This is a genomic window from Rhodococcus coprophilus NBRC 100603 (assembly GCF_001895045.1).
GTDB classification, from domain to species: Bacteria; Actinomycetota; Actinomycetes; order Mycobacteriales; family Mycobacteriaceae; genus Rhodococcus; species Rhodococcus coprophilus.
Genome location: NZ_BDAM01000001.1, coordinates 774,789 through 797,454, shown reverse-complemented (window position 1 = coordinate 797,454; position 22,666 = coordinate 774,789). Strand labels below are relative to the sequence as shown.

Genomic DNA, 22,666 nt, shown 5'->3' with positions numbered 1-22,666 from the left:
CGGTTTCTCGACACACCGGCGCGGGGAACACAGCCCGGGGCCGCGCTGCGGCAGACTGGACGAGGCGCGGTCGCAGCGACCGGGTGAAGCGAGTGATTGGGGTAGAACGTGTACCGGGTATTCGAGGCACTCGACGAACTGGTCGCGATCGTCGAAGAGGCGCGCAGCGTCCCGATGACCGCGAGTTGTGTGGTTCCGCGCGGCGACGTACTCGAGCTTCTCGACGACGTCCGCGACGCGCTGCCGCCTGAACTCGACGACGCGCAGGACGTCCTGGATCATCGCGACAAGCTGATCGACGACGCGCGTGCGCAAGCAGACAAGACCGTCGGCGACGCCGACGAAGAGGCCCGGATCCTGCTCGAGAACGCGCGTGCGGATGCCGACCGGATGCTCGCCGATGCGAAGGCGCAGGCCGATCGCATGGTCGGGGAGGCCCGTGCGCACGCCGACGAACTGGTCCGGGACGCGCAGGTCGAGGTGGACGATCTCATCGCCGACGGCAAGCAGCAGTACGAGGTCCTCACGGGCCGGGCGCACGCCGATGCCGAGCGCATGGTCGAAGCCGGACAGGCATCGTACGAGCGGTCGGTGGCCGACGGTGAGGCCGAGAAGGCACGCCTGGTGTCGCAGACCGAAGTGGTGCAGGCTGCTCACGCAGAATCTGCTCGGGTCATCGACTCGGCACACGCCGAATCGGACCGGCTGCGCACCGAATGCGACGAGTACATCGACAGCAAGCTCGCCGAATTCGAAGAACTGCTCGGCGGCACCCTGCGGTCGGTCGGGCGCGGGCGTCAGCAGTTGCGCACCTCCGGCGTCCCCGACTACGCCGAAGCCGACCACCGCGCGGCCCGGCGTCGCTGAGCGAGGCACCGGACGGTTTCCTGCCGGCAGCGGGATCGCGTATTATAGAGCGGTTGCCCAATCACTTGGCAGCGCCGTCTATCCGAAAGTGAGTTCTCGTGTCCTCCCGCCATACCAACGCGCCTCGACCAGAGGGCGGTCTGGTTCTGGATACGCTCTCCCTGGGCAGGCGCCCCGGCTCCATGCGTACGGTAGAGCGCGTCGTTCCGTCCCCATCTCGGATCGGGCTCGACCTGATCGCCATCGAGCCGGGCACCGACATCGCACTCGATCTCCGGATGGAGGCGGTGTCAGAAGGTGTTCTGGTGACGGGTACAGTTCGGTCCGAGGCTGTCGGTGAGTGCTCGCGTTGCCTCGAGCAGTTCACCGAACCTGTGGATCTGTTTCTCACCGAGCTGTTCGCCTACCCGAACAGCGTCACGGATCAGACCTCCGAAGAAGATGAGGTCTACCGGGTCGAAGACGACCTGATCGACCTCGAACCCGTCCTCGTCGATGCGGTGGGCCTGGAGCTTCCGCTCCAGCCGCTGTGCAGCGACGACTGTGCGGGCTTGTGCCCCGAATGCGGTATTCGCCTGGCGATTGCGGAATCCGGGCACGGGCATGACACAATGGATCCTCGCTGGGCTGGGTTGGCAGCCAAGTTCGGTGCAGGCTCCGAAGAACCCAGCAGTGAAATCGACAGCATGAACAACGAGGAGAAGTAGACGTGGCCGTCCCCAAGCGCAGAATGTCGCGTTCCAACACCCGGTCGCGGCGCAGCCAGTGGAACACCACTGCGCCGACGCTCGTCACCTGCCCGAACCGCGGTTGCGGCGAGAAGAAGCTGCCCCACGTGGCGTGCCCGTCGTGCGGTACGTACAACGGCCGTCAGGTGACCGCGCCCGTCTAGTATCGGTACTCACGTGACGAGCAAGTCGACCAATACACCACCCGTGGGCGACGAGGAGAAATACACACCTCTCCTCGTCGCCCTCGGCGTGACTTTGGAACCCGAATTATTGATCCTGGCGCTGACGCACCGCTCGTACGCCTACGAGAACGGTGGTCTGCCCACCAACGAACGTCTCGAGTTTCTCGGCGACGCGGTCCTCGGACTCGCCGTCACGGAAAAGCTGTATCTGACCCACCCGGAAAAGTCCGAGGGTGAACTCGCAAAGATCCGCGCGAGCGTCGTGAACATGCATGCTCTCGCGGAGGTCGCCCGCAATCTCGGCCCCGGCGGACTCGGAGCGCATCTCCTCCTCGGCAAGGGTGAAGAACTCACCGGGGGCAAGGACAAAGCCAGCATTCTCGCCGACGGCATGGAATCCCTGCTCGGCGCCGTGCATCTGCAGCACGGCATCGACGTCGCCCGCGAGGTCGTGCTGCGCTTGTTCAGCGATCTCCTCGAACGCGGCCCCCGCCTCGGTGCCGGTCTCGACTGGAAGACGAGCCTCCAGGAACTCACCGCGGAACGCGGCCTGGGTGTGCCCGTGTACGAGATCACGGCGACCGGCCCCGATCACGACAAGGAATTCACCGCCACCGCCATCATCGGCGGCACCCCCCTCGGTGTCGGCATCGGCCGGACCAAGAAGGAAGCCGAGCAGAAGGCAGCCTCCACGGCGTGGCAGGCCCTGTCCGACCGGCCCGCCGACGACGCCACAGAGACGGACCCTTCTTCCGAGGACGCCTGACCACGTGCCCGAACTTCCCGAGGTGGAGGTGGTACGCCGTGGCCTCGAAGCACACGTCCTGGGCGCGACCATCGAATCCGTCGAGGTGCTGCACCCGCGTGCGGTCCGCCGGCACGAGCCGGGACCGCGCGATCTCGCACTGCAACTGACCGGCCGGAGCATCACCGCGGCGGAGCGACGCGGCAAGTACCTGTGGCTCGTGCTCGATCCCGGTGACCTCGCGGTCGTCGTGCATCTCGGGATGAGCGGGCAGATGCTCGTGCAACCCCCGGCGGTCCCTCAGGAGAAGCACCTGCGCATCCGGGCGGTCCTCGACAATGGTGCAGACCTGCGTTTCATCGACCAGCGGACGTTCGGGGGGTGGGCGCTCGCGCCCCTGCTCGAAGTCGAGGGGGAGCTGCTCCCGCTGCCCGTCGCGCACATCGCACGCGACCCCATGGACCCGCGGTTCGACCCGTCGGCTGTCGTAAAAGTGTTGCGCGGCAAGCACACCGAGATCAAACGCGCGCTACTCGACCAGACCGTGGTCTCCGGAATCGGGAACATCTACGCCGACGAAGCGCTGTGGCGCGCGAAGATCCACGGCAGGCGCCTGACCGACAGCCTGTCCGGGCCGAAGCTCAGATCGGTCCTCGACGCGGCACACGAGGTGATGGGGGAGGCGCTCGACCACGGCGGAACGTCTTTCGACGCCCTGTACGTGAATGTGAACGGTGAGTCCGGTTACTTCGAGCGGTCGCTCGACGTCTACGGCCGGGAAGGGCTGGCGTGCCGCCGTTGTGGCAGCCCCATCGAACGGGAATCGTTCATGAACCGTTCGAGCCATTTCTGCCCCTCCTGCCAGCGTAAACCGCTTGTTCGGCAGTACGGGAAACGCTGACCGCGCTCGACCGCTGAGCCGATATGCCCGCCTCGTAACGACCGGCAAGTATGTCGTAGAAGCGATCTGTCGGTGGATCGTCCGGCAATGCGCCCCGAAAACCCCGCCGCCGTAGCCGGCTCTCGTAGAGCGAGGAACGGGTAAGCGGTCCTGCGTGCCGTCCCTGTCGGCCGCACATGGAAAGATTCGGTCTATGGCTGATTCGACTCCTGATACTCCGCCCACCGAATTGTGGGTGGAGCGCACCGGCACCCGTCGCTACACCGGCCGCAGCTCGCGCGGCGCGGAGGTGGCCATCGGCTCTGAAGGCGTCGACGGTGTATTCACCCCCGGCGAGCTGCTGAAGATCGCTCTCGCCGCGTGCTCGGGCATGAGCTCGGACTTCCCGCTCTCCCGCCGGCTCGGCGACGACTACGACGCCACGATCCGCGTCTCGGGTGCCGCCGACCGCGAGAACGAGGTGTACCCGCACCTGGCCGAGAAGATCGAACTGGACCTGTCGGAGCTCGACGCCGACGCGCAGCAACGCCTGATCGCCCTCGTCGAACGTTCCATCGCCAAGGTATGCACCGTCGGACGCACCCTCGAACAAGGCACGAAGGTGACGCTGACCGTGACACCGGACGCGTAGGCACGTCGTGACCGAGACACCGCAGCGGCTGACCGCGTGGGTTCACGGACGCGTCCAGGGCGTCGGATTCCGTTGGTGGACACGAGCACGCGCGCTCGAACTAGGTTTGGTCGGTCACGCGACCAATCACGTCGACGGACGGGTCCTCGTCATCGCCGAGGGCGAGCGCGCCGCACTCGAGCGGCTCCTCGAGTTGCTCCGCTCTCCTGGCACTCCGGGCGAGGTCAACCTCGTCGTCGACAGCTGGGAACCTGCGCGGGGCGGGCTCAACGGATTCGTCGAGCGCTGATTCGCCGGTAAGGTTCTTTCCCATGCATTTGAAGAGTCTGACGCTGAAGGGCTTCAAGTCCTTCGCGTCGTCGACGACTCTGCGTTTCGAGCCAGGTATCACCTGCGTCGTCGGACCCAACGGGTCCGGAAAATCGAATGTGGTCGACGCTCTGACCTGGGTAATGGGCGAGCAGGGTGCCAAGGCGCTCCGCGGCGGCAAGATGCAGGACGTGATCTTCGCGGGCACCGCGGGCAGACCCCCGCTGGGCCGCGCCGAGGTGACCCTCACGATCGACAACAGCGACGGCGCGCTGCCCATCGAATACTCCGAGGTCTCCATCACCCGGCGCATGTTCCGTGACGGAGCCGGCGAATATGAGATCAACGGCAGTTCCTGCCGGCTCATGGACGTGCAGGAACTGCTCTCGGACTCCGGTATCGGGCGCGAGATGCACGTCATCGTGGGGCAGGGACGACTCGCCGCCATCCTCGAGTCGCGGCCCGAGGACCGCCGGGCCTTCATCGAAGAAGCGGCTGGTGTGCTCAAACACCGCCGCCGCAAGGAGAAAGCGGTCCGCAAGCTCGACTCGATGCAGGCGAACCTCGCCCGGCTCACCGACCTCACGGCAGAACTGCGTCGCCAGCTCAAACCGCTGGGGAGGCAGGCCGAGGTCGCCCGGCGTGCCCAGACGATCCAGGCCGACCTGCGCGACGCGCGGCTACGGCTCGCGGCCGACGACCTCGTCACCCGGCGCGCCGAACTCGCCGGTCAGGACGAGCAGGAACGCACCATCCGGGAGCGCCTCGACCACATTCTGTCCGCGCTCGACGACGCCAACATCGAACTCGCCCACCACGAGCAGTCGCTCGCCCAGCTCACCCCCGGCGCGGAAGCGGCGTCGCAGGCGTGGTTCCGGCTGTCCGCGCTTGCCGAGCGTGTGTCCGCGACCGTGCGGGTCGCGCAGGAGCGGGCCCGCCACCTGCACAGCGAACCGGAGGACCGCTCGGGGCAGGATCCGGACGAGATGGAAGCGCGCGCCGACCGCATCGCGGCCGAGGAGGCGGAACTCGTCGAAGCCGTGGAGATCGCGCACGGAACCCTCGAGGCCGCGCGGGAACAACTCGCCGCGCAGGAAGAACTCGCCGTCGCCGCCGAACGCGCCCACATGGCGGCGGTGCGTGCCATCGCCGACCGGCGCGAGGGCCTCGCTCGCCTCGCCGGGCAGGTCGACACGTTCCGCACACGCGCCGACTCCATCGATTCGGAGATCGCGCGGTTGACCGTCGCAATCGAGGAAGCACGACTGCGCGGCGTCGAAGCGCAGGCGGAGTTCGAAACCGCGCAGGGTCGCATCGACGACCTCGACGCAGGGGAGATCGACGCCGACGCGCAACACGAGCGGGCGGTCGCGGCGCAGCGACTTGCCGACGAGCGCGTCACCGAACTGCAGCAAGCCGAACGTGCGGCAGGCAAGGAAGTCGCCTCGCTCGAGGCCCGTATCGACGCACTGTCGATGGGGCTCGAACGCAAGGACGGTGCGGCCTGGTTGCTGGACAACGATCCTGCGGGCGCCCTGCTCGGGCCGCTCGCCGAGAGACTTCAGGTATCGCCCGGTTACGAGGCCACGGTCGCGGCCGCGCTCGGGCCGGCGGCCGATGCGCTCGCGGTGGCGTCGGTGCGGTCCGCGAACGCCGCGGTCGCCGCGCTCGCGTCAGCCGACCAGGGGAGGGTCGCGTTCGTCGCCGAGAACGCTTCCGGACCTGGTGACGTGGGCGAACCCCCCGCCGGCGCGCGCTGGGTGCGAGACGTCGTCGATTGCCCTTCCGACCTGCGTGGTGCGATCGATGCATTGCTCGCCCGCACCGTCGTCGTCGCCGATCTGAATGCCGCGGCGGAGGTGTGTGCCCAGCGTCCCGACCTGCGAGCGGTGACCCGTGGCGGAGATCTCGCGGGTTCCGGGTGGGTGATCGGCGGTTCGGATCGTGCCCCGAGCACCCTCGAGATCCAGGCGGCCGTCGACACCTCCCGCGCGGCGCTCGACCGGGCGGTGCGCCGGTCCGAAGAACTCTCCGCAGCGCTCGCCGGGGCGCTCACCGAGCAGAAGGATCGCGCCGAGCACGTCGAACAGACGCTCGCCGCCCTCAACGAATCCGATGCCGCCATGACTGCGGTGTACGAGCAGCTCGGACGGCTCGGACAGGTTGCGCGCACCGCGCACGCCGAATCGGAGCGGCTCGCCGCGCAGCGGTCCGCGGCGGAGAAGGAACGCGACACCGCGCGCGAGAAGCTGGTCGAACTCGAAGAACGCTTGCGGCTCGCCGAGGACGAACAGTCCGGCTCGGGTGACGGCAGCGGCACGGACTCGACGGCGGCCGAGCGGGAGATGACCGCTGCGGCCCTGGCCGAGGTGCGCGCGGTGGAGGTCGAGGCCCGGCTCGCCGCCCGCACCGCCGAGGAACGCGCGGAATCGCTTCGGGGCAAGGCGGATTCCCTGCGCCGCGCGGCACAAGCCGAGCGCGAGGCGCGCGCCCGGGCCGAGCGTGCCCGCCGGAGTCGGCGCCAGGCCGCGGCGGTCGCGGCGGCGGTCGCGGACGCCGGTAGCCGCGTCTCGGCACACCTCGAAACGGTCGTCGCGGAGGCCCTCGCTCACAGGGAAGAGCTCACCCGCATGCGCACCGAGTGCACCGAGAAGCTAGAGCATGCGCGCTCGCTCGTCCGGGAACTCACCACGCAGCGCGACCAGCTCACCGACTCCGTGCACCGGGACGAGGTCGCCCGCGCCCAGGCGGCGCTGCGCATCGAGCAGCTCGAGCAGACGATCCTCGAGCAGTACGGCATCGCGCTCGACGACCTCGTCGAGGAGTACGGGCCCGACGTGCCCCTGCCCCCGACCGACGTCGAGATCGCAGAGTACGAGCAGGCTCGCGAACGAGGTGAGCAGGTGGTCGCGCCGCAGCCCATGCCGTACGACCGGACCACCCAGGAACGTCGCGCCAAACGCGCCGAAAAAGACCTCAACACTCTGGGCAAGGTCAATCCCCTCGCACTCGAAGAGTTCGCCGCACTCGAAGAGCGGTACAACTTCCTCGCTACGCAGCTCGAGGACGTGAAGAACGCGCGCAAGGATCTGCTGGCCGTCGTCGAAGACGTGGACGCGAGAATCCTGCAGATCTTCACCGAGGCGTACGTGGACGTCGAGCGTGAATTCGAGCAGGTGTTCGCGAAACTGTTCCCTGGCGGTGAAGGCCGGCTGGTGCTCACCGAGCCCGGCAACATGCTCACCACAGGCATCGAGGTCGAAGCCCGGCCCCCGGGCAAGAAGGTCAAGCGCCTGTCGTTGCTGTCCGGTGGCGAGAAGTCGCTGACCGCCGTGGCGATGCTCGTCGCGATCTTCCGCGCTCGGCCGTCGCCGTTCTACGTCATGGACGAGGTCGAGGCGGCGCTGGACGACACCAATCTCCGTCGGCTCATCGGTCTCTTCGAACAGTTGCGGGAGAAATCCCAGTTGATCGTGATCACCCACCAGAAGCCGACGATGGAAGTCGCCGACGCTCTCTACGGCGTCAGCATGCGCGGCGACGGCATCACCCGTGTCATCTCGCAGCGGATGCGCGGTCAGAACGTCCCGACATCCGTCCCCGAACCGGAGGAAGAGGCGCAAGCCTGACAGTATGGGGGCGTGAGTACCGGAGCTTGGATAATTATCGCGGCCGCACTGGCGGTTGTACTCGTTGCGCTCGTCGTCGGCTTGACGCTGTACCGGCGTCGGCAGGTGTCGCTGCAGGTGAAGGACACGCCTCAGCTCGACACCGCCGAAGCCAAGGACCGCTCCGGCGGTTACAAGGCGCAGACCGGGTTCAGTTTCACCCAGGGGCCGTCGGCCACCGCGCCGCCGCAACCAGTCGAGCGGCCCGCGCCGGAGAAGAAGGCACCCGCACCGCGCACCGTGCCCTTGCCGGAGGAGGTGACGGAGGCTCCGGCCGCGCCGCCGAAGCCCGCTCCCGCGCCCGAGGCCGCGCCCGCAGCTGAGCCTGCTACCGAGACCCCAGCGGTACCCGAGACCGCGCCCGCGGCTGAGCCTGTTGCCGAGACCGCTCCCGCACCCGAGGTCGCTCCCGCCCCCGAAACAGAGCCGGAAACCGCAGCACCCGAGACGGCAGCGCCCGAGACGGCGGCGCCTGAGACGGCGGCGCCTGAGACAGCGGAGCCCGTCGAGCCTGTCGTGGTGACGCAGCCGTCGACCGACACGATCGCCGAACCCGCGGCCGCACCGGCAGCGGCAGAGCCCGCACTCGACGAGATCGAACCCACCGCCGGCCGGCTCGTCCGGCTCCGCGGCCGCCTCGCCCGCTCGCAGTCCGCTGTCGGTAAGAGCCTGCTCGGCCTGCTCGGCGGCGGCGACCTCGACGAGGACTCCTGGGAAGAGATCGAGGACACGCTGCTCGTCGCCGACCTCGGTGCCGCGACCACGACCAAGATCGTCGACCGGTTGCGTGAGGAGATCGCGCTGAACACGGTGCGCACCGAGGCTGAGGCCCGCGCTCTGTTGCGCAGTGTCCTCGTCGACGAACTGCGCCCCGAACTCGATCGTTCGATCCGTGCGCTGCCGCACGAGGACCATCCCGCCGTGCTGCTCGTCGTGGGTGTCAACGGCACGGGTAAGACGACCACCACCGGCAAGCTCGCTCGCGTGCTGGTCGCCGACGGCCGCCGGGTGCTCCTCGGTGCCGCCGACACCTTCCGTGCGGCTGCGGCAGACCAGTTGCAGACCTGGGCCGAGCGCGTCGGTGCCGAAGTCGTGCGCGGCAAGGATTCCGCGGACCCCGCCGCCGTAGCGTTCGATGCGGTCGCGAAAGGCATCGAAAACGGTGTCGACGCGGTCCTGATCGACACGGCCGGGCGTTTGCACACCAAGATCGGTCTGATGGACGAACTCGGCAAGGTCAAGCGGGTCGTGGAGAAGAAGGCGGCAGTCGACGAGGTGCTTCTCGTTCTCGACGCCACCATCGGCCAGAACGGCCTGATGCAGGCCCGGGTGTTCGCCGACGTCGTCGACATCACCGGAGTCGTTCTCACCAAGCTCGACGGCACCGCCAAGGGCGGCATCGTGTTCCAGGTGCAACACGAACTCGGTGTGCCGGTCAAGCTCGTCGGTCTGGGAGAGGGCGCCGACGACCTCGCCCCCTTCGAGCCCGAGGCGTTCGTCGACGCGCTGCTCGGCTGACCGTCCCGTCGCGTTCCTTCTGTGGCCGCTCCCCTCGACAGGGGAGCGGCCACAGCTTTCGTTGTGCTCTCGACACGCGACTCCGGCACGCGGGTCCGGTGGCTCCGAATACGCCCGAATTCCGGCTCCGGCCGGGTTTGTCCGGTTGGGATCGGCGGTCCCGGCCGTCCTCGAAACACAGATGAAACACGCACCGGATCGTCGTTCACACCCTCGAAACAGTGCGGCGCTTCCGATGAAACATGGCACAACCAAGCTTTCTCTCGATGACGACGCGCCGTTCGGCGCGACCAACAGGGAGGTTGCAAGTGGAGGAAGTGGTGAACACCGGGGACGCAGCATGGATGCTGATGGCAGCGTCACTCGTGCTGTTGATGACACCGGGTCTGGCGTTCTTCTACGGCGGAATGTCCCGGGCGAAATCTGTCCTGAACATGATGATGATGTCGTTCGGGGCGATGGCCGTGATCGGCGTCGTCTACGTGCTGTGGGGCTGGTCGATGTCCTACGGCTCCGAGGACATCGGCGGCATCTTCGCCAACCCGTTCCAGCACTTCGGTCTGCAGGGGGCGATCTACGACGAGAACGGTGAATTCCTCGCCGGCCTCGGCAATTACCCGCAGATCATCGATATCGGCTTCCAGGTGACCTTCGCGATCATCACCACCGCGCTGATCAGCGGTGCGCTGGCCGAGCGCGTCAAGTTCGGTACCTGGATGGTGTTCGCAGCGATCTGGGTGACCTGCGCGTACTTCCCCCTCGCCCACATGGTGTGGGGTGGCGGCCTGCTCTCGGGTTCGGAAGACAGCCTCGCAGCCAAGCTCTTCGGCACCTCCGACGACGGAGAAGGCGGCCTCGTCGCCACGGTCTCCCCGATCGACTTCGCCGGCGGCACCGTGGTCCACATCAACGCCGGTATCGCAGCGCTCGTCCTCGCACTGGTCGTCGGCAAGCGCACCGGCTTCGGCCGCACCGCCTTCCGCCCGCACAACCTCCCGTTCGTCATGCTCGGCGCAGCCCTGCTGTGGTTCGGCTGGTTCGGCTTCAACGCCGGTTCGGCCTTCGCCGCGGACGGAACCGCAGGCCTCGCCTGGGTCAACACCACCACCGCCACCGCCGCAGCAATCCTCGGCTGGCTCCTCACAGAACGACTGCGTGACGGTAAGGCCACCAGCCTCGGTGCCGCGTCGGGTGCGGTCGCAGGCCTCGTGGCCATCACCCCTGCTGCCGGTTCGCTGAGCCCCGTCGGCTCGATCGCCCTCGGCGTCGTCGCAGGTGTGCTGTCCGCCCTGGCCGTCGGCCTGAAGTACAAGTTCGGCTACGACGACTCGCTCGACGTCGTCGGTGTGCACCTCGTGTCCGGCCTCTGGGGCACGGTGGCCATCGGATTCCTCGGAACCGAGACCGGCCTGTTCTACGGTGGCGACTACAAGCAGCTCGTCATCCAGATCGTCATTGCGGTCGTCGCCCTCGTGTTCACCGCAGTGGTCACCCTCATCATCGCGTTCGCCCTCAAGCCTCTCGGCTGGCGAGTGACGGAAGAGGAAGAAGCCCGTGGAATCGACGAAGGAGAGCACGCGGAATCCGCGTACGACTTCGCCACCGCGTTGAAGTGACCGACTTCTCCAACGCACCGAAGTGATAAGAAGACCAAGACAGCGGGCAGTGATCGCAGTAGCCAGTGGGCACTGGGAAGGATGAGGATATGAAGCTGATCACGGCAATCATCAAGCCGTTCACGCTCGAGGACGTCAAAGCAGGTCTCGAACAGGCGGGTGTGCTCGGCATGACCGTCAGCGAGGTGCAGGGCTACGGACGTCAGAAGGGCCACACCGAGGTCTACCGCGGCGCCGAGTACTCCGTGGATTTCGTACCCAAGGTGCGCGTCGAGGTTGTCGTGGACGACTCTGCGGTCGACAAGGTCGTCGAGACCATCGTCGAGGCATCCCGTACAGGCAAGATCGGCGACGGCAAGGTGTGGATCACCCCCGTCGAGTCGGTGGTGCGGGTGCGCACGGGAGAACGAGGAACGGATGCACTCTGACCCCCACGGGTCCGGAACTCGAGGCCCTGGCCCCGCCGCTTCGGCGGCGGGACCGGGGCCCTCGGTGTCTCCGGGCCACGACACCGCCCATGCCGGAGCCGCGGACCTCACCGCGGCCCGCGATGCCCTTCTGGCCGGCACCTCACGGAACCGGCGGCTCGACACGCCTGCTCTGCGTCACGCACTCGTCGACCTGCACGAATTCTGGCTCACCACCAAGGGTGCGGAGCTCGGCATCAAGAACGACTGCGGCTTCGCGATCGTCGCGGTCGGGGGTCTCGGCCGACGCGAGATGCTGCCCTATTCGGATCTCGACCTGATCCTGCTGCACGACGACATGGACAGCGCTGTGGTCTCGCGCGTCGCCGACAAGCTCTGGTACCCGCTGTGGGACGCCCACATCAAACTCGACCACAGTGTCCGCACGGTCCCGCAGGCACTGCAGGTGTTCTCGTCGGATCTGACAGCTGCGCTCGGGATGCTCGAGGCGCGGCACATCGCCGGCGACGTGGAGTTGAGCAACCTGCTGATCGGCGGGGTGCGGCGCCAGTGGCGTACCGGGATCCGCTCGCGGTTCGACGAGCTGTTCGAGATGACCGAGACGCGATGGCGGCGCAGCGGGCAGATCGCGCACCGCGCCGAACCCGACCTCAAGAGCGGTCGCGGAGGGCTGCGGGACGTACAGCTGCTCAATGCTCTGTCCGTCGCGCAGCTCACCGATGGCATGCCGGGTCTCGGTCCGGATGTACCCGGTGGCGGTCTCGCCGTCGCGCACCGCCGGCTGCTCGATGTGCGCACCGAACTGCATCGTGTCGCAGGACGCGGCCGCGACCAGCTTCGCGCCCAGGACGCCGACGAAATCGGTGCCGCGCTCCGCATCGGAGACCGGTTCGACCTCGCCCGTGTGCTCACCGAATCTGCACGGACGGTGAGCTATTCGGTGGACGTCGGGCTCCGGACCGCGGCGAACTCGCTGCCCCGGAAGGGATTGTCTCGGCTGCGCCGCGGACCGGTACGCAGACCACTCGACGAAGGGGTCGTCGAACACGGGGGAGAGGTGGCGCTCGCCCGCGACGCTCATCCACGGCGCGACCCGGGGCTGATCACCCGCGTCGCGGCCGCCGCCGCCCAGTCGGGTCTGCCGATTTCCGCGGCCACACTGACCCGGCTCGCCGACAACGCACCCGAACTGCGTGAACCGTGGCCACGCGAGGCGCTCAACGATCTGCTCGTCCTGCTCGGTTCGGGACGGCGCGCGGTGGATGTGATCGAGTCTCTCGACCGGACGGGTCTGTGGGGCCGGTTGCTGCCCGAATGGGGTGCGGTGCGCGACCTGCCCCCGCGCGACGCCATCCACACGTGGACCGTCGACCGGCATCTCGTCGAAACCGCGGTGTACGCGAGCGAACTGACCACGCGCGTCGCGCGTCCCGACCTGCTCGTCCTCGGTGCGCTGCTGCACGACATCGGAAAGGGGCGGGGCGGGGATCACAGCGTCGTCGGTGCCGAACTGGCTCAGCAGATCGGGCGGCGGATGGGATTGTGGCCGTACGACCTCGGGATGCTCACCGCGATGGTGCGTCACCACCTGCTGCTGCCGCACACCGCGACCCGTCGCGACCTCGACGACCCCGAGACCGTGGCGTCGGTCGTCGAGGCGCTGGACGGTGATCCGGTCCTCCTCGACCTGCTGCACGCACTGGCCGAGGCGGATTCGCAGGCGACCGGGCCCGGCGTGTGGGGCGACTGGAAGGCGTCGCTGCTCCGGGAACTGGTACGACGGTGCCGCATGATGATGGCCGGTGAGGAACTGCCCGTGCCGGATCCGATCGATCCGGAGCTGGCGACGCTGGCCGCCGAGGGGGCAACGCACGTCGCACTCGATCCCCGCGAGGACGGCCGGAGCTACGAAGCCACCTTCATCGCTCCCGACGAACGCGGGGTGCTGTCGGACGAGGCGGGCGTCCTGGCCCTGCACGGGCTCCGGGTGCTGTCCGCGTCGATCGGAAGCCACGCCGGCAGCACCGTCAACACCTTCGTGGTGATGCCGCGATTCGGTGCACCCCCGGAGGCGAGCCTGCTCCGGCAGGAACTCGGCCGTGCCCGTTCCGGAGACCTCGATCTCCTCTCCGAACTGGACGCGAAGGACCGTGCCGCGCGGGAAGGACGTACTCCGGAGCGACCCGAGCAGGCGGTACCCGGTACCTACGCCCAGGCGCCGCCGCGCTTGATCTGGTTCGACGCGTCCGAGCCCGGCCAGGTGGTGCTCGAGTTGCGCGCCGAGGACCGTCTGGGCCTGTTGTGCCGGCTGGCCGACGTCTTCGAACGGGTGGGTGCCGACGTCCGCTGGGCGAGGGTGACGACCCTCGGCACGACCGTCGTCGATGCCTTCGGGGTGGATCTGACCGGGCTCGATACGCGTGCGTCACGCGAGCACCTCGAGCGGGAACTCCTCGCGGTGCTGCCCACCCCCGAGCCGAAGTCGGCCGAGGCGGCGTCCTGAACGACCGGTGATCCCACCGGCTGGGTAGCCGCACTCGATGCTCGCGCATCGGGAGCGGTTACCCTGGTTCGCAGCATTGTCCGCATCTTCGTCATAGCCCAGGAGCGCATTCGGTGTTCGAATCCCTTTCCGACAGGTTGACAGGGGTCCTGAAGGACCTGCGGGGCAAGGGACGCCTGTCCGACGCAGACATCGACGCGACGTGCCGCGAGATCCGCCTCGCGCTCCTCGAAGCCGACGTCGCGCTGCCCGTCGTGCGCGAGTTCATCAAGAAGATCAAGGAACGCGCCAAGGGTGCCGAGGTACACGGTGCCCTCAACCCCGCTCAGCAGGTCGTCAAGATCGTCAACGAGGAACTCGTCAAGATCCTCGGCGGCGAGACTCGCCGGCTGCGGTTCGCGAAGACCCCCCCGACGGTCATCATGCTCGCCGGTCTGCAGGGCGCGGGTAAGACCACCCTGGCCGGCAAGCTCGCCAAGTGGCTCAAGGATCAGGGCCACACCCCGCTGCTCGTCGCATGCGACCTGCAGCGCCCGGGCGCCGTCACCCAGCTGCAGGTGGTCGGTGAGCGCGCAGGGGTCTCGGTGTTCGCGCCTCACCCCGGCACCTCCATCGGCGGTGGCGAGAACGCCCTCGGTATCACGGCGGCGGACCCCGTCGCGGTGGCTGAGCAGGGCATCGCCGAGGCGAAGACCAAGCAGTACGACGTGGTCATCGTCGACACCGCCGGCCGCCTCGGTATCGACGAGGAACTGATGGCCCAGGCGGCCGGGATCCGCGACGCGGTTCATCCCGACGAGACGCTGTTCGTCCTCGACGCGATGATCGGTCAGGACGCGGTCAGCACCGCAGAGGCCTTCCGCGAAGGGGTCGGATTCAGCGGCGTGGTGCTCACCAAGCTCGACGGCGACGCGCGCGGCGGTGCCGCACTCAGCGTCCGTGAGCTGACCGGCCAGCCGATCATGTTCGCATCCACCGGCGAGAAGCTCGAAGACTTCGACGTCTTCCACCCCGAGCGCATGGCGAGCCGCATCCTCGGCATGGGCGACGTTCTGACGCTCATCGAGCAGGCCGAGCAGGTTTTCGACGCCGAGCAGGCCGAAGCAACCGCCAACAGGATCGGTTCGGGCGAGCTCACCCTCGAAGACTTCCTCGACCAGATGATGGCCGTGCGGAAGATGGGGCCCATCGCGAATCTCCTGGGCATGCTTCCCGGCGCGGGACAGATGAAGGACGCGCTGGCCAACGTCGACGAGAAGCAACTCGACCGTATCCAGGCGATCATCCGCGGTATGACCCCCGCCGAGCGGGCCAACCCGAAGATCATCAACGGCTCGCGCCGCCTCCGCATCGCCAACGGCTCCGGCGTGAAGGTCTCCGACGTCAACCAGCTCGTCGATCGTTTCTTCGAAGCCCGCAAGATGATGACGGCGATGGCCGGCCAGATGGGCATAGGTGGCCGCAAGAACCAGCGGTCGAAGAAGGGCAAGAAGGGCAAGAAGGGCGGGCGCGGCCCCACCCCGCCGAAGGTGCGGGGCGGCTTGCCCGGTGGATTCCCGGGCTTGCCCGGCGGATTGCCGGGTGGCATGCCCGATCTGTCGAAGATGCCGAAGGGACTCGACGAGCTGCCTCCGGGCCTCGAAGGATTCGACTTCTCGCAGTTCAAGATGCCGAAGAAGTAACTCCCGTGACAGCGGGGAGCGGGGCGCCGGAGATCGGCGAGCCTTTCGTGGTCCGGGGCAAGACGCTCGACGGCGAGCCCGTCGAACTATGGGTCGGCTCGGACGGAATGTTCTCGTCCGAGCCGATTCCCGGCGCGGAGACGATTTCGGTCGGCGGCTGGGTCCTGCCCGGGCTCGTCGATGCGCATTGCCATGTCGGTATCCGCTACGGCGGGGGAATCGAAGACGTAGCGGGCGCCCGCGCGCAGGCCGTCGTCGAACGGGACGCGGGGGTTCTGCTGCTCCGGGATGCCGGATCGCCCGCCGACACCCGCAGCTTCGACGACGACCCGGAAATGCCGCGCATCGTGCGGGCAGGCCGGCACATCGCGCTCCCGAAGCGCTACATCCGGGGCCTGCCGGTGGAACTCGACGACGAAACCCGACTCCCCGCCGAGGTCGCGCGACAAGCCCGGGCCGGCGACGGCTGGGTCAAACTCGTCGGCGACTGGATCGATCGGGGAACCGGCGACCTTGCGCCGCTGTGGAGCGACGCGATTCTCGTCGACGCGATCGCTGCGGCACACCGCGAAGGTGCCCGTGTCACAGCGCACGTGTTCGGCGAAGACGCGTTGCCGGGTCTGCTCGCAGCAGGAATCGACTGCATCGAGCACGGCACGGGCCTGACCGACGATACGATCGCGACCATGGCCGCCGGTGGCATCGCGCTGGTCCCGACCCTCGTCAACATCGAGAACTTTCCTGAGATCGCAGACTCCGCAACGCGTTTCCCCGTCTATGCGGCACACATGCGCGACCTGCACGCGCGAGTCGCCGACACGATCGGCGCCGCCCACGAGGCCGGCGTCCCCATCTATGCCGGGACCGACGCCGGGGGACACGTCCGGCACGGCCGGATCGCGGACGAGATCGTTGCCCTCGGCCGGGTGGGTCTCGACCCGACCGAAGCATTCGCTGCCGCGAGCTGGGCTGCCCGCACGTGGCTCGGTCACCCCAGTCTCGAACCGGGAACTCCCGCCGACTTCGTCGTCTACACCGACGACCCGCGCCGGGACCCCGCGGCGGCGTCCCCGGACCTCGTCGTCCTCCGGGGAGCGGTCGTCGGACGGAGTCCGGCACTCGCGTGACCACCGGTTTCGTCCTGGCTCGGCGATCTGGCAGAATGGACCGCTGTCGTCGCATCCGGTTACGTACCGCGCGGCGGTCACAGGTTAGAGGCAAAACCGGGCGTGCCAAAAGGGCACGTCGTCCGAATTGCACGTGACATGCGCCTTGCGCGCTTCGAAGGAGAAACAGCCATGGCTGTGAAGATCAAGCTCACCCGTCTCGGCAAGATCCGCAACCCGCAGTACCGCGTGGTCGTCGCCGACTCGCGTACCCGCCGTAACGGCCGGGCGATCGAGACGATCGGCAAGTACCAGCCCAAGGAAGAGCCCTCGCTGATCGAGATCGATTCGGAGCGCGCACAGTACTGGCTGGGTGTCGGCGCACAGCCGACCGAGCCCGTCCTCAATCTTCTGAAGATCACCGGTGACTGGCAGAAGTTCAAGGGCCTGCCGGGCGCCGAGGGCACGCTGAAGAAGGCAGAGCCCAAGCCGTCCAAGCTCGAGCTGTTCCAGGCCGCTCTCGCCCAGGCCGAGAACGAGCCGGCCGCCGCCGCGACCACCCCGAAGAAGAAGAAGGCTGCCAAGGAAGAGGCCACCGAGGCCGAGTCCACCGAGGCCGCCGAGTAATGAGCACCGTGGTCGCCGACGCCGTCGAGCATCTCGTTCGTGGAATCGTCGCCAACCCCGACGACGTTCGCGTCGACCTGATCACGGGTCGACGGGGACGCACCGTCGAGGTCCACGTCAATCCCGACGATCTCGGCAAGGTGATCGGCCGGGGCGGGCGTACCGCTACCGCACTGCGGACCCTCGTCACCGGCATCGGTGGCCGGGGCATTCGCGTCGACGTCGTCGACACCGACCGATAGGCGTCGCAGGTGGAGCTCGTAGTGGGTCGTGTGGCCAAGTCGCACGGCATCAAAGGTGAGGTGGTCGTCGAGGTTCGTACCGACGAACCCGAAGAGCGCTTCGCCGTGGGTGCGGTCCTGCGAGGACGCAAACCCCGCGAGAAGAACCTGCAGAACTACACGGTGGAAGCCGCCCGGGAGCATTCCGGGCGGCTTCTGCTGCGCCTGAGCGGGGTGGTCGACCGCACCACGGCCGATGCCCTGCGCGGAACCCTGTTCGTCGTCGACAGCGACGACCTGCCACCGTCCGGCGATCCCGACGAGTTCTACGATCACGAACTCGAAGGATTGACCGTGCGCATCGTCGAGGGCAGGCCCGACGGGGGCACAGTGGTGGGCACCGTCCGCGAAGTACTGCACACCGCGGCCGGGGAACTGCTCTCGCTCAACCCCGCCGACGACGACCGCTCGGAACTGCTGATCCCGTTCGTCACCGAAATCGTGCCGACCGTGTCGATCGCGGACGGCGTCATCGAGATCGATCCGCCCGAGGGGCTGCTCGACCCCGACTTCGGGGAACCCCCGTCGAAGGCATCACAGCGGGACGGCAAGGGAGACAGGTAGTTCCGTGCGACTCGATGTCGTCACCATCTTTCCCGAATATCTCGCGCCGATGCGCGCCGCCCTCCTCGGCAAGGCCATCGACAAAGGCCTGATCTCCGTGGGCATCCACAACCTCCGGGACTGGACGCACGACGTCCACAAGGCCGTCGACGACGCACCGTACGGCGGCGGTCCGGGCATGGTCATGAAACCGACCGTCTGGGGCCCGGCGCTCGACGACGTGCTGGCCGCCCGTGACGGTGAAGCCGGAGCCGAATGTGAGGCCGGACCGGACCGTGAAACGGACCCCGACGTCCTGCTCGTCGTGCCGACTCCCGCGGGACGCCGGTTCGACCAGGCGACCGCCCAGCGCTGGTCGCAGGAAAAACGCATCGTCTTCGCGTGCGGACGGTACGAAGGCATCGATCAGCGAGTCTTCGACGACGCCGCACGCCGGGTGCGCGTCGAAGAAGTGAGCATCGGGGACTACGTGCTCATCGGTGGGGAGGTAGCAGTCCTCGTCATGGTCGAGGCTGTGGTCAGGCTCCTTCCCGGCGTTCTCGGCAATCAGCAGTCGCACCAAGAAGATTCGTTCTCCGACGGGCTCCTCGAAGGACCGAGCTACACGCGGCCGGCCAGTTGGCGCGGGCTCGACGTACCGCCGGTTCTGCTCTCGGGCGACCACGCGAAGGTCGCCGCCTGGCGCCGGGAACAATCGCTCGCCCGCACCCGCGAACGACGGCCCGATCTGCTCCCCGACGCGAATTGATCACCGGGCGGCGATGCCGCCCGGACTGTCATCGGTCGGTCGAGGTTCCCAACGCCGTCTCCACGGCGAGGGAGACCGTCTCTCGCGCATGACGGGCACTGCCGTCGGATGTCACGTCGTAGAGCGCCAGGTCCGGAAGAATCCCCATGCCGAACATCGGGTCGTCCTCCTCGTAGGTGACCTCTTCCCGCGACGTCACAGCAACGACGAATCGATGGTCGTCGCCGAAGAAACCGGTGGACAAGTGCACCCACTCACCGCTGACGCAGCACATCCATCCCTGCTTCACGCCGAGACCGGTCACCCCGGGCAACCCCTCGGGCAACCCGAAGGTCTGGTCGTACCCGTCGGAACCGTTGGAAGTGAAGTCTGTCAGATATCCGATGATCCGCGCGCTCGCCTCGGCGTCGAGACCGCCGCGTCCGCCGAGTACGTCGTCGTACCAGGTGAGCAGATCCGACGCCGTGGTCGTCGTGTTCCACCACCACGACGAGTAGGGAGGGGTCGTCCCGGTCAGGTTGTGACGCTCGGCTACTCGTTCGACGATCTCCGAACCGCCGTGCTGCTCCCACAACAGATTCGCGGCAGTGTCGTCCGACGACCTCAGCATGTCCTCGATGAGGTCGTAGTCGTCCTCGCTGAGCGTCACCTCACCGGTCGACTCACGGAAGAGGAGATCGTCGGCGACGAACAGTTTCACCACCGACGCCGTCTCGATCGGCTGGTCCACGCCACCGACCGTGCGCGCGCCGGTGCTGCGATCCAGCACGGCGATGGTCATCTGCGCGCCTCGGCGCTCCGCGAGAGCAGCGGCCGCGTCGATCCGCATCCTCAGCGACTCCGCGTCGAGCGACGCCGAACCCAGCATTGCGGCATCGGCGGCCGCATCGGCGCCGAGACCGGTCACACCCGGCCCGAGTGCCGTCAGGACAGGCATGATCTCCGTCGACCCGCCGGATTGCGATCCACACGCCACTACCGTTGCTGCTGCGAGCAGCACCGTTGCGTACGACCTCGCACCGGTCCGGCGACCCCGATTCATCGATACTCCTGTATGCCATTGTGCGGCGCGCGGAACCAGCGCGTCCGATATCGATGCTCCCTCATCCGGCCCGATGTGGCGCCGGGGGAGCGTCGCAAGGATAAATGTAGGGTCGATCGTCGTGACAACCGAACCCGACACCGTCATCCGGCGAATCGCCGACGAACTCGACGTCCGCGAACACCAGGTGTCCGCGGCAGTGGCCTTGCTCGACGGCGGCGCCACCGTGCCCTTCGTCGCGCGCTACCGCAAGGAGGCAACCGGCGGACTCGACGACGCTCAGCTCCGCACCCTCGAAGAGCGGCTGCGGTACCTGCGCGAACTCGACGAGCGCCGAGCCGCGATCCTCGAATCCATCGATGCCCAGGGCAAACTCGACGACGACCTGCGCGCCCAGATCCGCCTCGCGGACACCAAGGCCAGGCTCGAGGACATCTACCTGCCCTACAAGCCCAAGCGGCGCACGAAAGCGCAGATCGCGCGGGAAGCCGGCCACGAACCCGTCGCCGACGCCCTCTACTCGGACCCGAGCACCGATCCCGCCGGGTTCTCCGCAGAGCAACTCGACGGTGCACGTGCCATCCTCGTCGAGCGTTTCGCGGAGGACCCCGACCTCGTCGGTGAACTTCGCGAGGCGATGTGGAGCCGCGGTTGCATGAAAGCGGCCGTCCGCCCGGGCAAGGAGACCGACGGCGCGAAGTTCGCGGACTACTTCGAATTCTCCGAGCCGTTCACCCAGCTTCCGTCCCACCGCATCCTCGCGATGCTGCGTGGCGAAAAGGAAGAGGTGCTCTCCCTGACGCTCGTTCCCGATGCCGACGAGCCCGAGCCGGGGGAGCCGTCGTACTTCGAGGGCCGCATCGCCGCACGTTTCGGTATCGCCGACCGCGGCCGGGCCGCCGACCGCTGGTTGCTCGACACCGTGCGCTGGGCGTGGCGGACCCGCCTGCAGGTCTCGCTCGGTGTCGATCTCCGGATGCGGCTCAAGCAGTCCGCGGAGAAGGATGCCGTCGACGTCTTCGCGGCAAACCTCAAGGATCTTCTGCTCGCCGCACCCGCCGGGTCCCGTCCCACCATGGGCCTGGACCCCGGCTTCCGCACCGGCACCAAGGTCGCAGTGGTCGACGCCACCGGCAAGGTCGTCGACCATGCCACGATCTACCCGCACCAGCCCCACAACAAACGGGACCAGTCGCTGGCGACCCTCGCCCAACTCGTCGCGAGGCACGGCGTCGAACTGATCGCCATCGGTAACGGCACGGCGTCGCGGGAGACCGACGCGCTCGCCACCGAACTGATCGCGAAGCTCGGCACGCCCGGTCTCACGAAGATCGTGGTGTCCGAGGCCGGGGCCTCGGTGTACTCGGCCTCGGCGTACGCCTCACAGGAACTGCCCGACCTCGACGTGTCGATCCGCGGCGCGGTATCGATCGCCCGGCGCCTGCAGGATCCGCTCGCCGAACTGGTCAAGATCGATCCCAAGTCCATCGGCGTGGGGCAGTACCAGCACGACGTCTCGGAGACGATGCTCGCCCGGTCCCTCGGAGCGGTCGTCGAAGATGCGGTGAACGCGGTGGGGGTCGATGTCAACACTGCGTCGGTGCCGCTGCTCTCGCGCGTCTCGGGTGTCACGTCGTCGCTCGCCGAGAGCATCGTGGCGCACCGCGACCAGAACGGTCCCTTCCCCAGCCGCCGGGCGCTCAAGGACGTCGCGCGGCTCGGTCCCAAGGCGTTCGAGCAGTGCGCCGGATTCCTCCGCATTCCCAACGGTGAGGACCCGCTCGACGCGTCCGCCGTGCACCCCGAGGCCTACCCCGTGGTGCGACGGATCGCCGAACGCAGCGGGACGGCCGTGCGCGAACTGCTGGGCAACACCGCAACGCTCCGTACGGTGCGTCCGGACGACTTCGTCGACGACAAGTTCGGGCTGCCGACGGTCACCGACATCATCGGGGAACTCGAAAAGCCCGGACGCGACCCCCGCCCGGAGTTCAAGACCGCTACCTTCGCGGTGGGCGTCGAGAAGGTGGGCGACCTGAAGCCCGGGATGGTGCTCGAAGGTGTCGTCACCAACGTCGCCGCATTCGGTGCGTTCGTCGACGTCGGAGTGCACCAGGACGGTCTGGTGCATGTGTCGGCGATGTCGCGCAGCTTCGTCAAGGATCCGCACGACGTCGTCAAGTCCGGCGAAGTGGTCAAGGTGAAGGTCCTCGAGGTCGACGTGCCGAGACAGCGCATCGCTCTGACCCTCCGCCTCGACGACGAACTGCCCTCGACCACGCCCGATGCGTCCGACGGGCGTCCGCCCCGGGGCGGCGCACGCCGCGGGGGACCGGCCGGCGGCCAGAGCCGGGGCAACACTCAGGGCCGGGGCGACAGCCAGACGCGGGGCAACGGACAGGGCGGCCGGAACCGCGACGGGCAGTCGGGCCGGCGCAGCGAAGCTCCGGCCGCCGGGTCCATGGCCGAGGCGCTGCGACGAGCCGGATTCGGGAAGTAGTTCGTATCCCGGTGCGG

The 22,666-nt window shown here is 67.9% G+C and carries 20 protein-coding genes; 19 read left to right on the top strand and 1 reads right to left on the bottom strand.

Annotated features, from left to right (window positions below; all coding sequences use genetic code 11):
• Window positions 1-108: 108 nt before the first annotated feature.
• The 18 genes from RDCOP1_RS03645 to trmD all read left to right on the top strand — a co-directional run bounded on the left by RDCOP1_RS03645 (window position 109) and on the right by trmD (window position 19,107).
• The gene (locus RDCOP1_RS03645) at window positions 109-867 is read left to right on the top strand and encodes a DivIVA domain-containing protein (protein WP_072698654.1); all 759 of its coding nucleotides are present in this window, start codon (window positions 109-111) and stop codon (window positions 865-867) included.
• A gap of 182 nt (window positions 868-1,049) precedes the next feature.
• Complete coding sequence (locus tag RDCOP1_RS03640) at window positions 1,050-1,574, top strand: YceD family protein (RefSeq protein WP_239537396.1); 525 nt, start codon at window positions 1,050-1,052, stop codon at window positions 1,572-1,574.
• Window positions 1,575-1,576: 2 nt separating this feature from the next.
• On the top strand, window positions 1,577-1,759 hold the full coding sequence (rpmF, locus tag RDCOP1_RS03635) for a 50S ribosomal protein L32 (protein ID WP_006551208.1): 183 nt from the start codon (window positions 1,577-1,579) through the stop codon (window positions 1,757-1,759).
• Between the two features lie 13 nt (window positions 1,760-1,772).
• Entirely contained in the window at window positions 1,773-2,546 is a 774-nt protein-coding gene (gene rnc, locus RDCOP1_RS03630; protein ID WP_072698652.1) for a ribonuclease III, read from the top strand.
• Window positions 2,547-2,550: 4 nt separating this feature from the next.
• Window positions 2,551-3,426 carry a bifunctional DNA-formamidopyrimidine glycosylase/DNA-(apurinic or apyrimidinic site) lyase gene (gene mutM / locus RDCOP1_RS03625; protein WP_072698651.1) on the top strand — a complete coding sequence of 292 codons (876 nt, stop codon included), beginning with the start codon at window positions 2,551-2,553 and terminating at the stop codon, window positions 3,424-3,426.
• Between the two features lie 193 nt (window positions 3,427-3,619).
• Window positions 3,620-4,057, top strand: a complete 438-nt coding sequence (locus RDCOP1_RS03620; protein ID WP_072698650.1) for an OsmC family protein — start codon at window positions 3,620-3,622, stop codon at window positions 4,055-4,057.
• A 7-nt stretch (window positions 4,058-4,064) separates the two neighbouring features.
• Window positions 4,065-4,346, top strand: a complete 282-nt coding sequence (locus RDCOP1_RS03615) for an acylphosphatase (RefSeq protein WP_072698649.1) — start codon at window positions 4,065-4,067, stop codon at window positions 4,344-4,346.
• Between the two features lie 22 nt (window positions 4,347-4,368).
• Window positions 4,369-7,995, top strand: a complete 3,627-nt coding sequence (smc, locus tag RDCOP1_RS03610; protein ID WP_072698648.1) for a chromosome segregation protein SMC — start codon at window positions 4,369-4,371, stop codon at window positions 7,993-7,995.
• Between the two features lie 12 nt (window positions 7,996-8,007).
• Complete coding sequence (gene ftsY, locus RDCOP1_RS03605) at window positions 8,008-9,552, top strand: signal recognition particle-docking protein FtsY (protein WP_072698647.1); 1,545 nt, start codon at window positions 8,008-8,010, stop codon at window positions 9,550-9,552.
• A 308-nt stretch (window positions 9,553-9,860) separates the two neighbouring features.
• Entirely contained in the window at window positions 9,861-11,168 is a 1,308-nt protein-coding gene (locus tag RDCOP1_RS03600) for an ammonium transporter (protein ID WP_084722330.1), read from the top strand.
• An 89-nt stretch (window positions 11,169-11,257) separates the two neighbouring features.
• Entirely contained in the window at window positions 11,258-11,596 is a 339-nt protein-coding gene (locus tag RDCOP1_RS03595; RefSeq protein WP_072698645.1) for a P-II family nitrogen regulator, read from the top strand.
• Window positions 11,586-14,099 (top strand): [protein-PII] uridylyltransferase, encoded by a 2,514-nt coding sequence (locus tag RDCOP1_RS03590; protein WP_072698644.1) that lies wholly within the window; start codon window positions 11,586-11,588, stop codon window positions 14,097-14,099. The genes RDCOP1_RS03595 and RDCOP1_RS03590 overlap by 11 nt, the downstream gene beginning before the upstream one ends.
• 113 nt (window positions 14,100-14,212) lie before the next feature.
• Window positions 14,213-15,781, top strand: coding sequence for a signal recognition particle protein (gene ffh, locus RDCOP1_RS03585; RefSeq protein WP_072698643.1), 1,569 nt, complete (start codon window positions 14,213-14,215; stop codon window positions 15,779-15,781).
• 32 nt (window positions 15,782-15,813) lie between these two features.
• The gene (locus tag RDCOP1_RS03580) at window positions 15,814-16,908 is read left to right on the top strand and encodes an amidohydrolase family protein (RefSeq protein ID WP_072698891.1); all 1,095 of its coding nucleotides are present in this window, start codon (window positions 15,814-15,816) and stop codon (window positions 16,906-16,908) included.
• 171 nt (window positions 16,909-17,079) lie between these two features.
• Entirely contained in the window at window positions 17,080-17,514 is a 435-nt protein-coding gene (gene rpsP / locus RDCOP1_RS03575; protein WP_072698642.1) for a 30S ribosomal protein S16, read from the top strand.
• Window positions 17,514-17,756 carry an RNA-binding protein gene (locus RDCOP1_RS03570; RefSeq protein ID WP_072698641.1) on the top strand — a complete coding sequence of 81 codons (243 nt, stop codon included), beginning with the start codon at window positions 17,514-17,516 and terminating at the stop codon, window positions 17,754-17,756. Before rpsP ends, RDCOP1_RS03570 begins: the two co-directional genes overlap by 1 nt.
• A gap of 9 nt (window positions 17,757-17,765) precedes the next feature.
• Complete coding sequence (gene rimM / locus RDCOP1_RS03565; RefSeq protein WP_072698640.1) at window positions 17,766-18,359, top strand: ribosome maturation factor RimM; 594 nt, start codon at window positions 17,766-17,768, stop codon at window positions 18,357-18,359.
• Between the two features lie 4 nt (window positions 18,360-18,363).
• Complete coding sequence (trmD, locus tag RDCOP1_RS03560; RefSeq protein ID WP_072698639.1) at window positions 18,364-19,107, top strand: tRNA (guanosine(37)-N1)-methyltransferase TrmD; 744 nt, start codon at window positions 18,364-18,366, stop codon at window positions 19,105-19,107.
• A 28-nt stretch (window positions 19,108-19,135) separates the two neighbouring features.
• Here the strand turns inward: trmD and RDCOP1_RS03555 are convergent, their stop codons facing one another.
• Window positions 19,136-20,149, bottom strand: coding sequence for a serine hydrolase (locus RDCOP1_RS03555; protein WP_072698638.1), 1,014 nt, complete (start codon window positions 20,147-20,149; stop codon window positions 19,136-19,138).
• Between the two features lie 121 nt (window positions 20,150-20,270).
• Here RDCOP1_RS03555 and RDCOP1_RS03550 point away from each other — a divergent pair, with 121 nt between their 5' ends.
• A complete protein-coding gene (locus tag RDCOP1_RS03550) occupies window positions 20,271-22,649 on the top strand; it encodes a Tex family protein (protein WP_072698637.1) in 2,379 nt (792 codons plus the stop codon).
• Window positions 22,650-22,666 lie beyond the last annotated feature (17 nt).

Excerpts from the sequence above, each read along its gene's own strand:
- RDCOP1_RS03640 (WP_239537396.1), top strand. The coding sequence starts at position 1,050 with ATGCGTACGGTAGAGCGCGTCGTTCCGTCCCCATCTCGGATCGGGCTC.
- RDCOP1_RS03620 (WP_072698650.1), top strand. The coding sequence starts at position 3,620 with ATGGCTGATTCGACTCCTGATACTCCGCCCACCGAATTGTGGGTGGAG.
- smc (WP_072698648.1), top strand. The coding sequence starts at position 4,369 with ATGCATTTGAAGAGTCTGACGCTGAAGGGCTTCAAGTCCTTCGCGTCG.
- RDCOP1_RS03595 (WP_072698645.1), top strand. The coding sequence starts at position 11,258 with ATGAAGCTGATCACGGCAATCATCAAGCCGTTCACGCTCGAGGACGTC.
- RDCOP1_RS03590 (WP_072698644.1), top strand. The coding sequence starts at position 11,586 with ATGCACTCTGACCCCCACGGGTCCGGAACTCGAGGCCCTGGCCCCGCC.
- rpsP (WP_072698642.1), top strand. The coding sequence starts at position 17,080 with ATGGCTGTGAAGATCAAGCTCACCCGTCTCGGCAAGATCCGCAACCCG.
- RDCOP1_RS03570 (WP_072698641.1), top strand. The coding sequence starts at position 17,514 with ATGAGCACCGTGGTCGCCGACGCCGTCGAGCATCTCGTTCGTGGAATC.
- RDCOP1_RS03555 (WP_072698638.1), bottom strand. The coding sequence starts at position 20,149 with ATGAATCGGGGTCGCCGGACCGGTGCGAGGTCGTACGCAACGGTGCTG.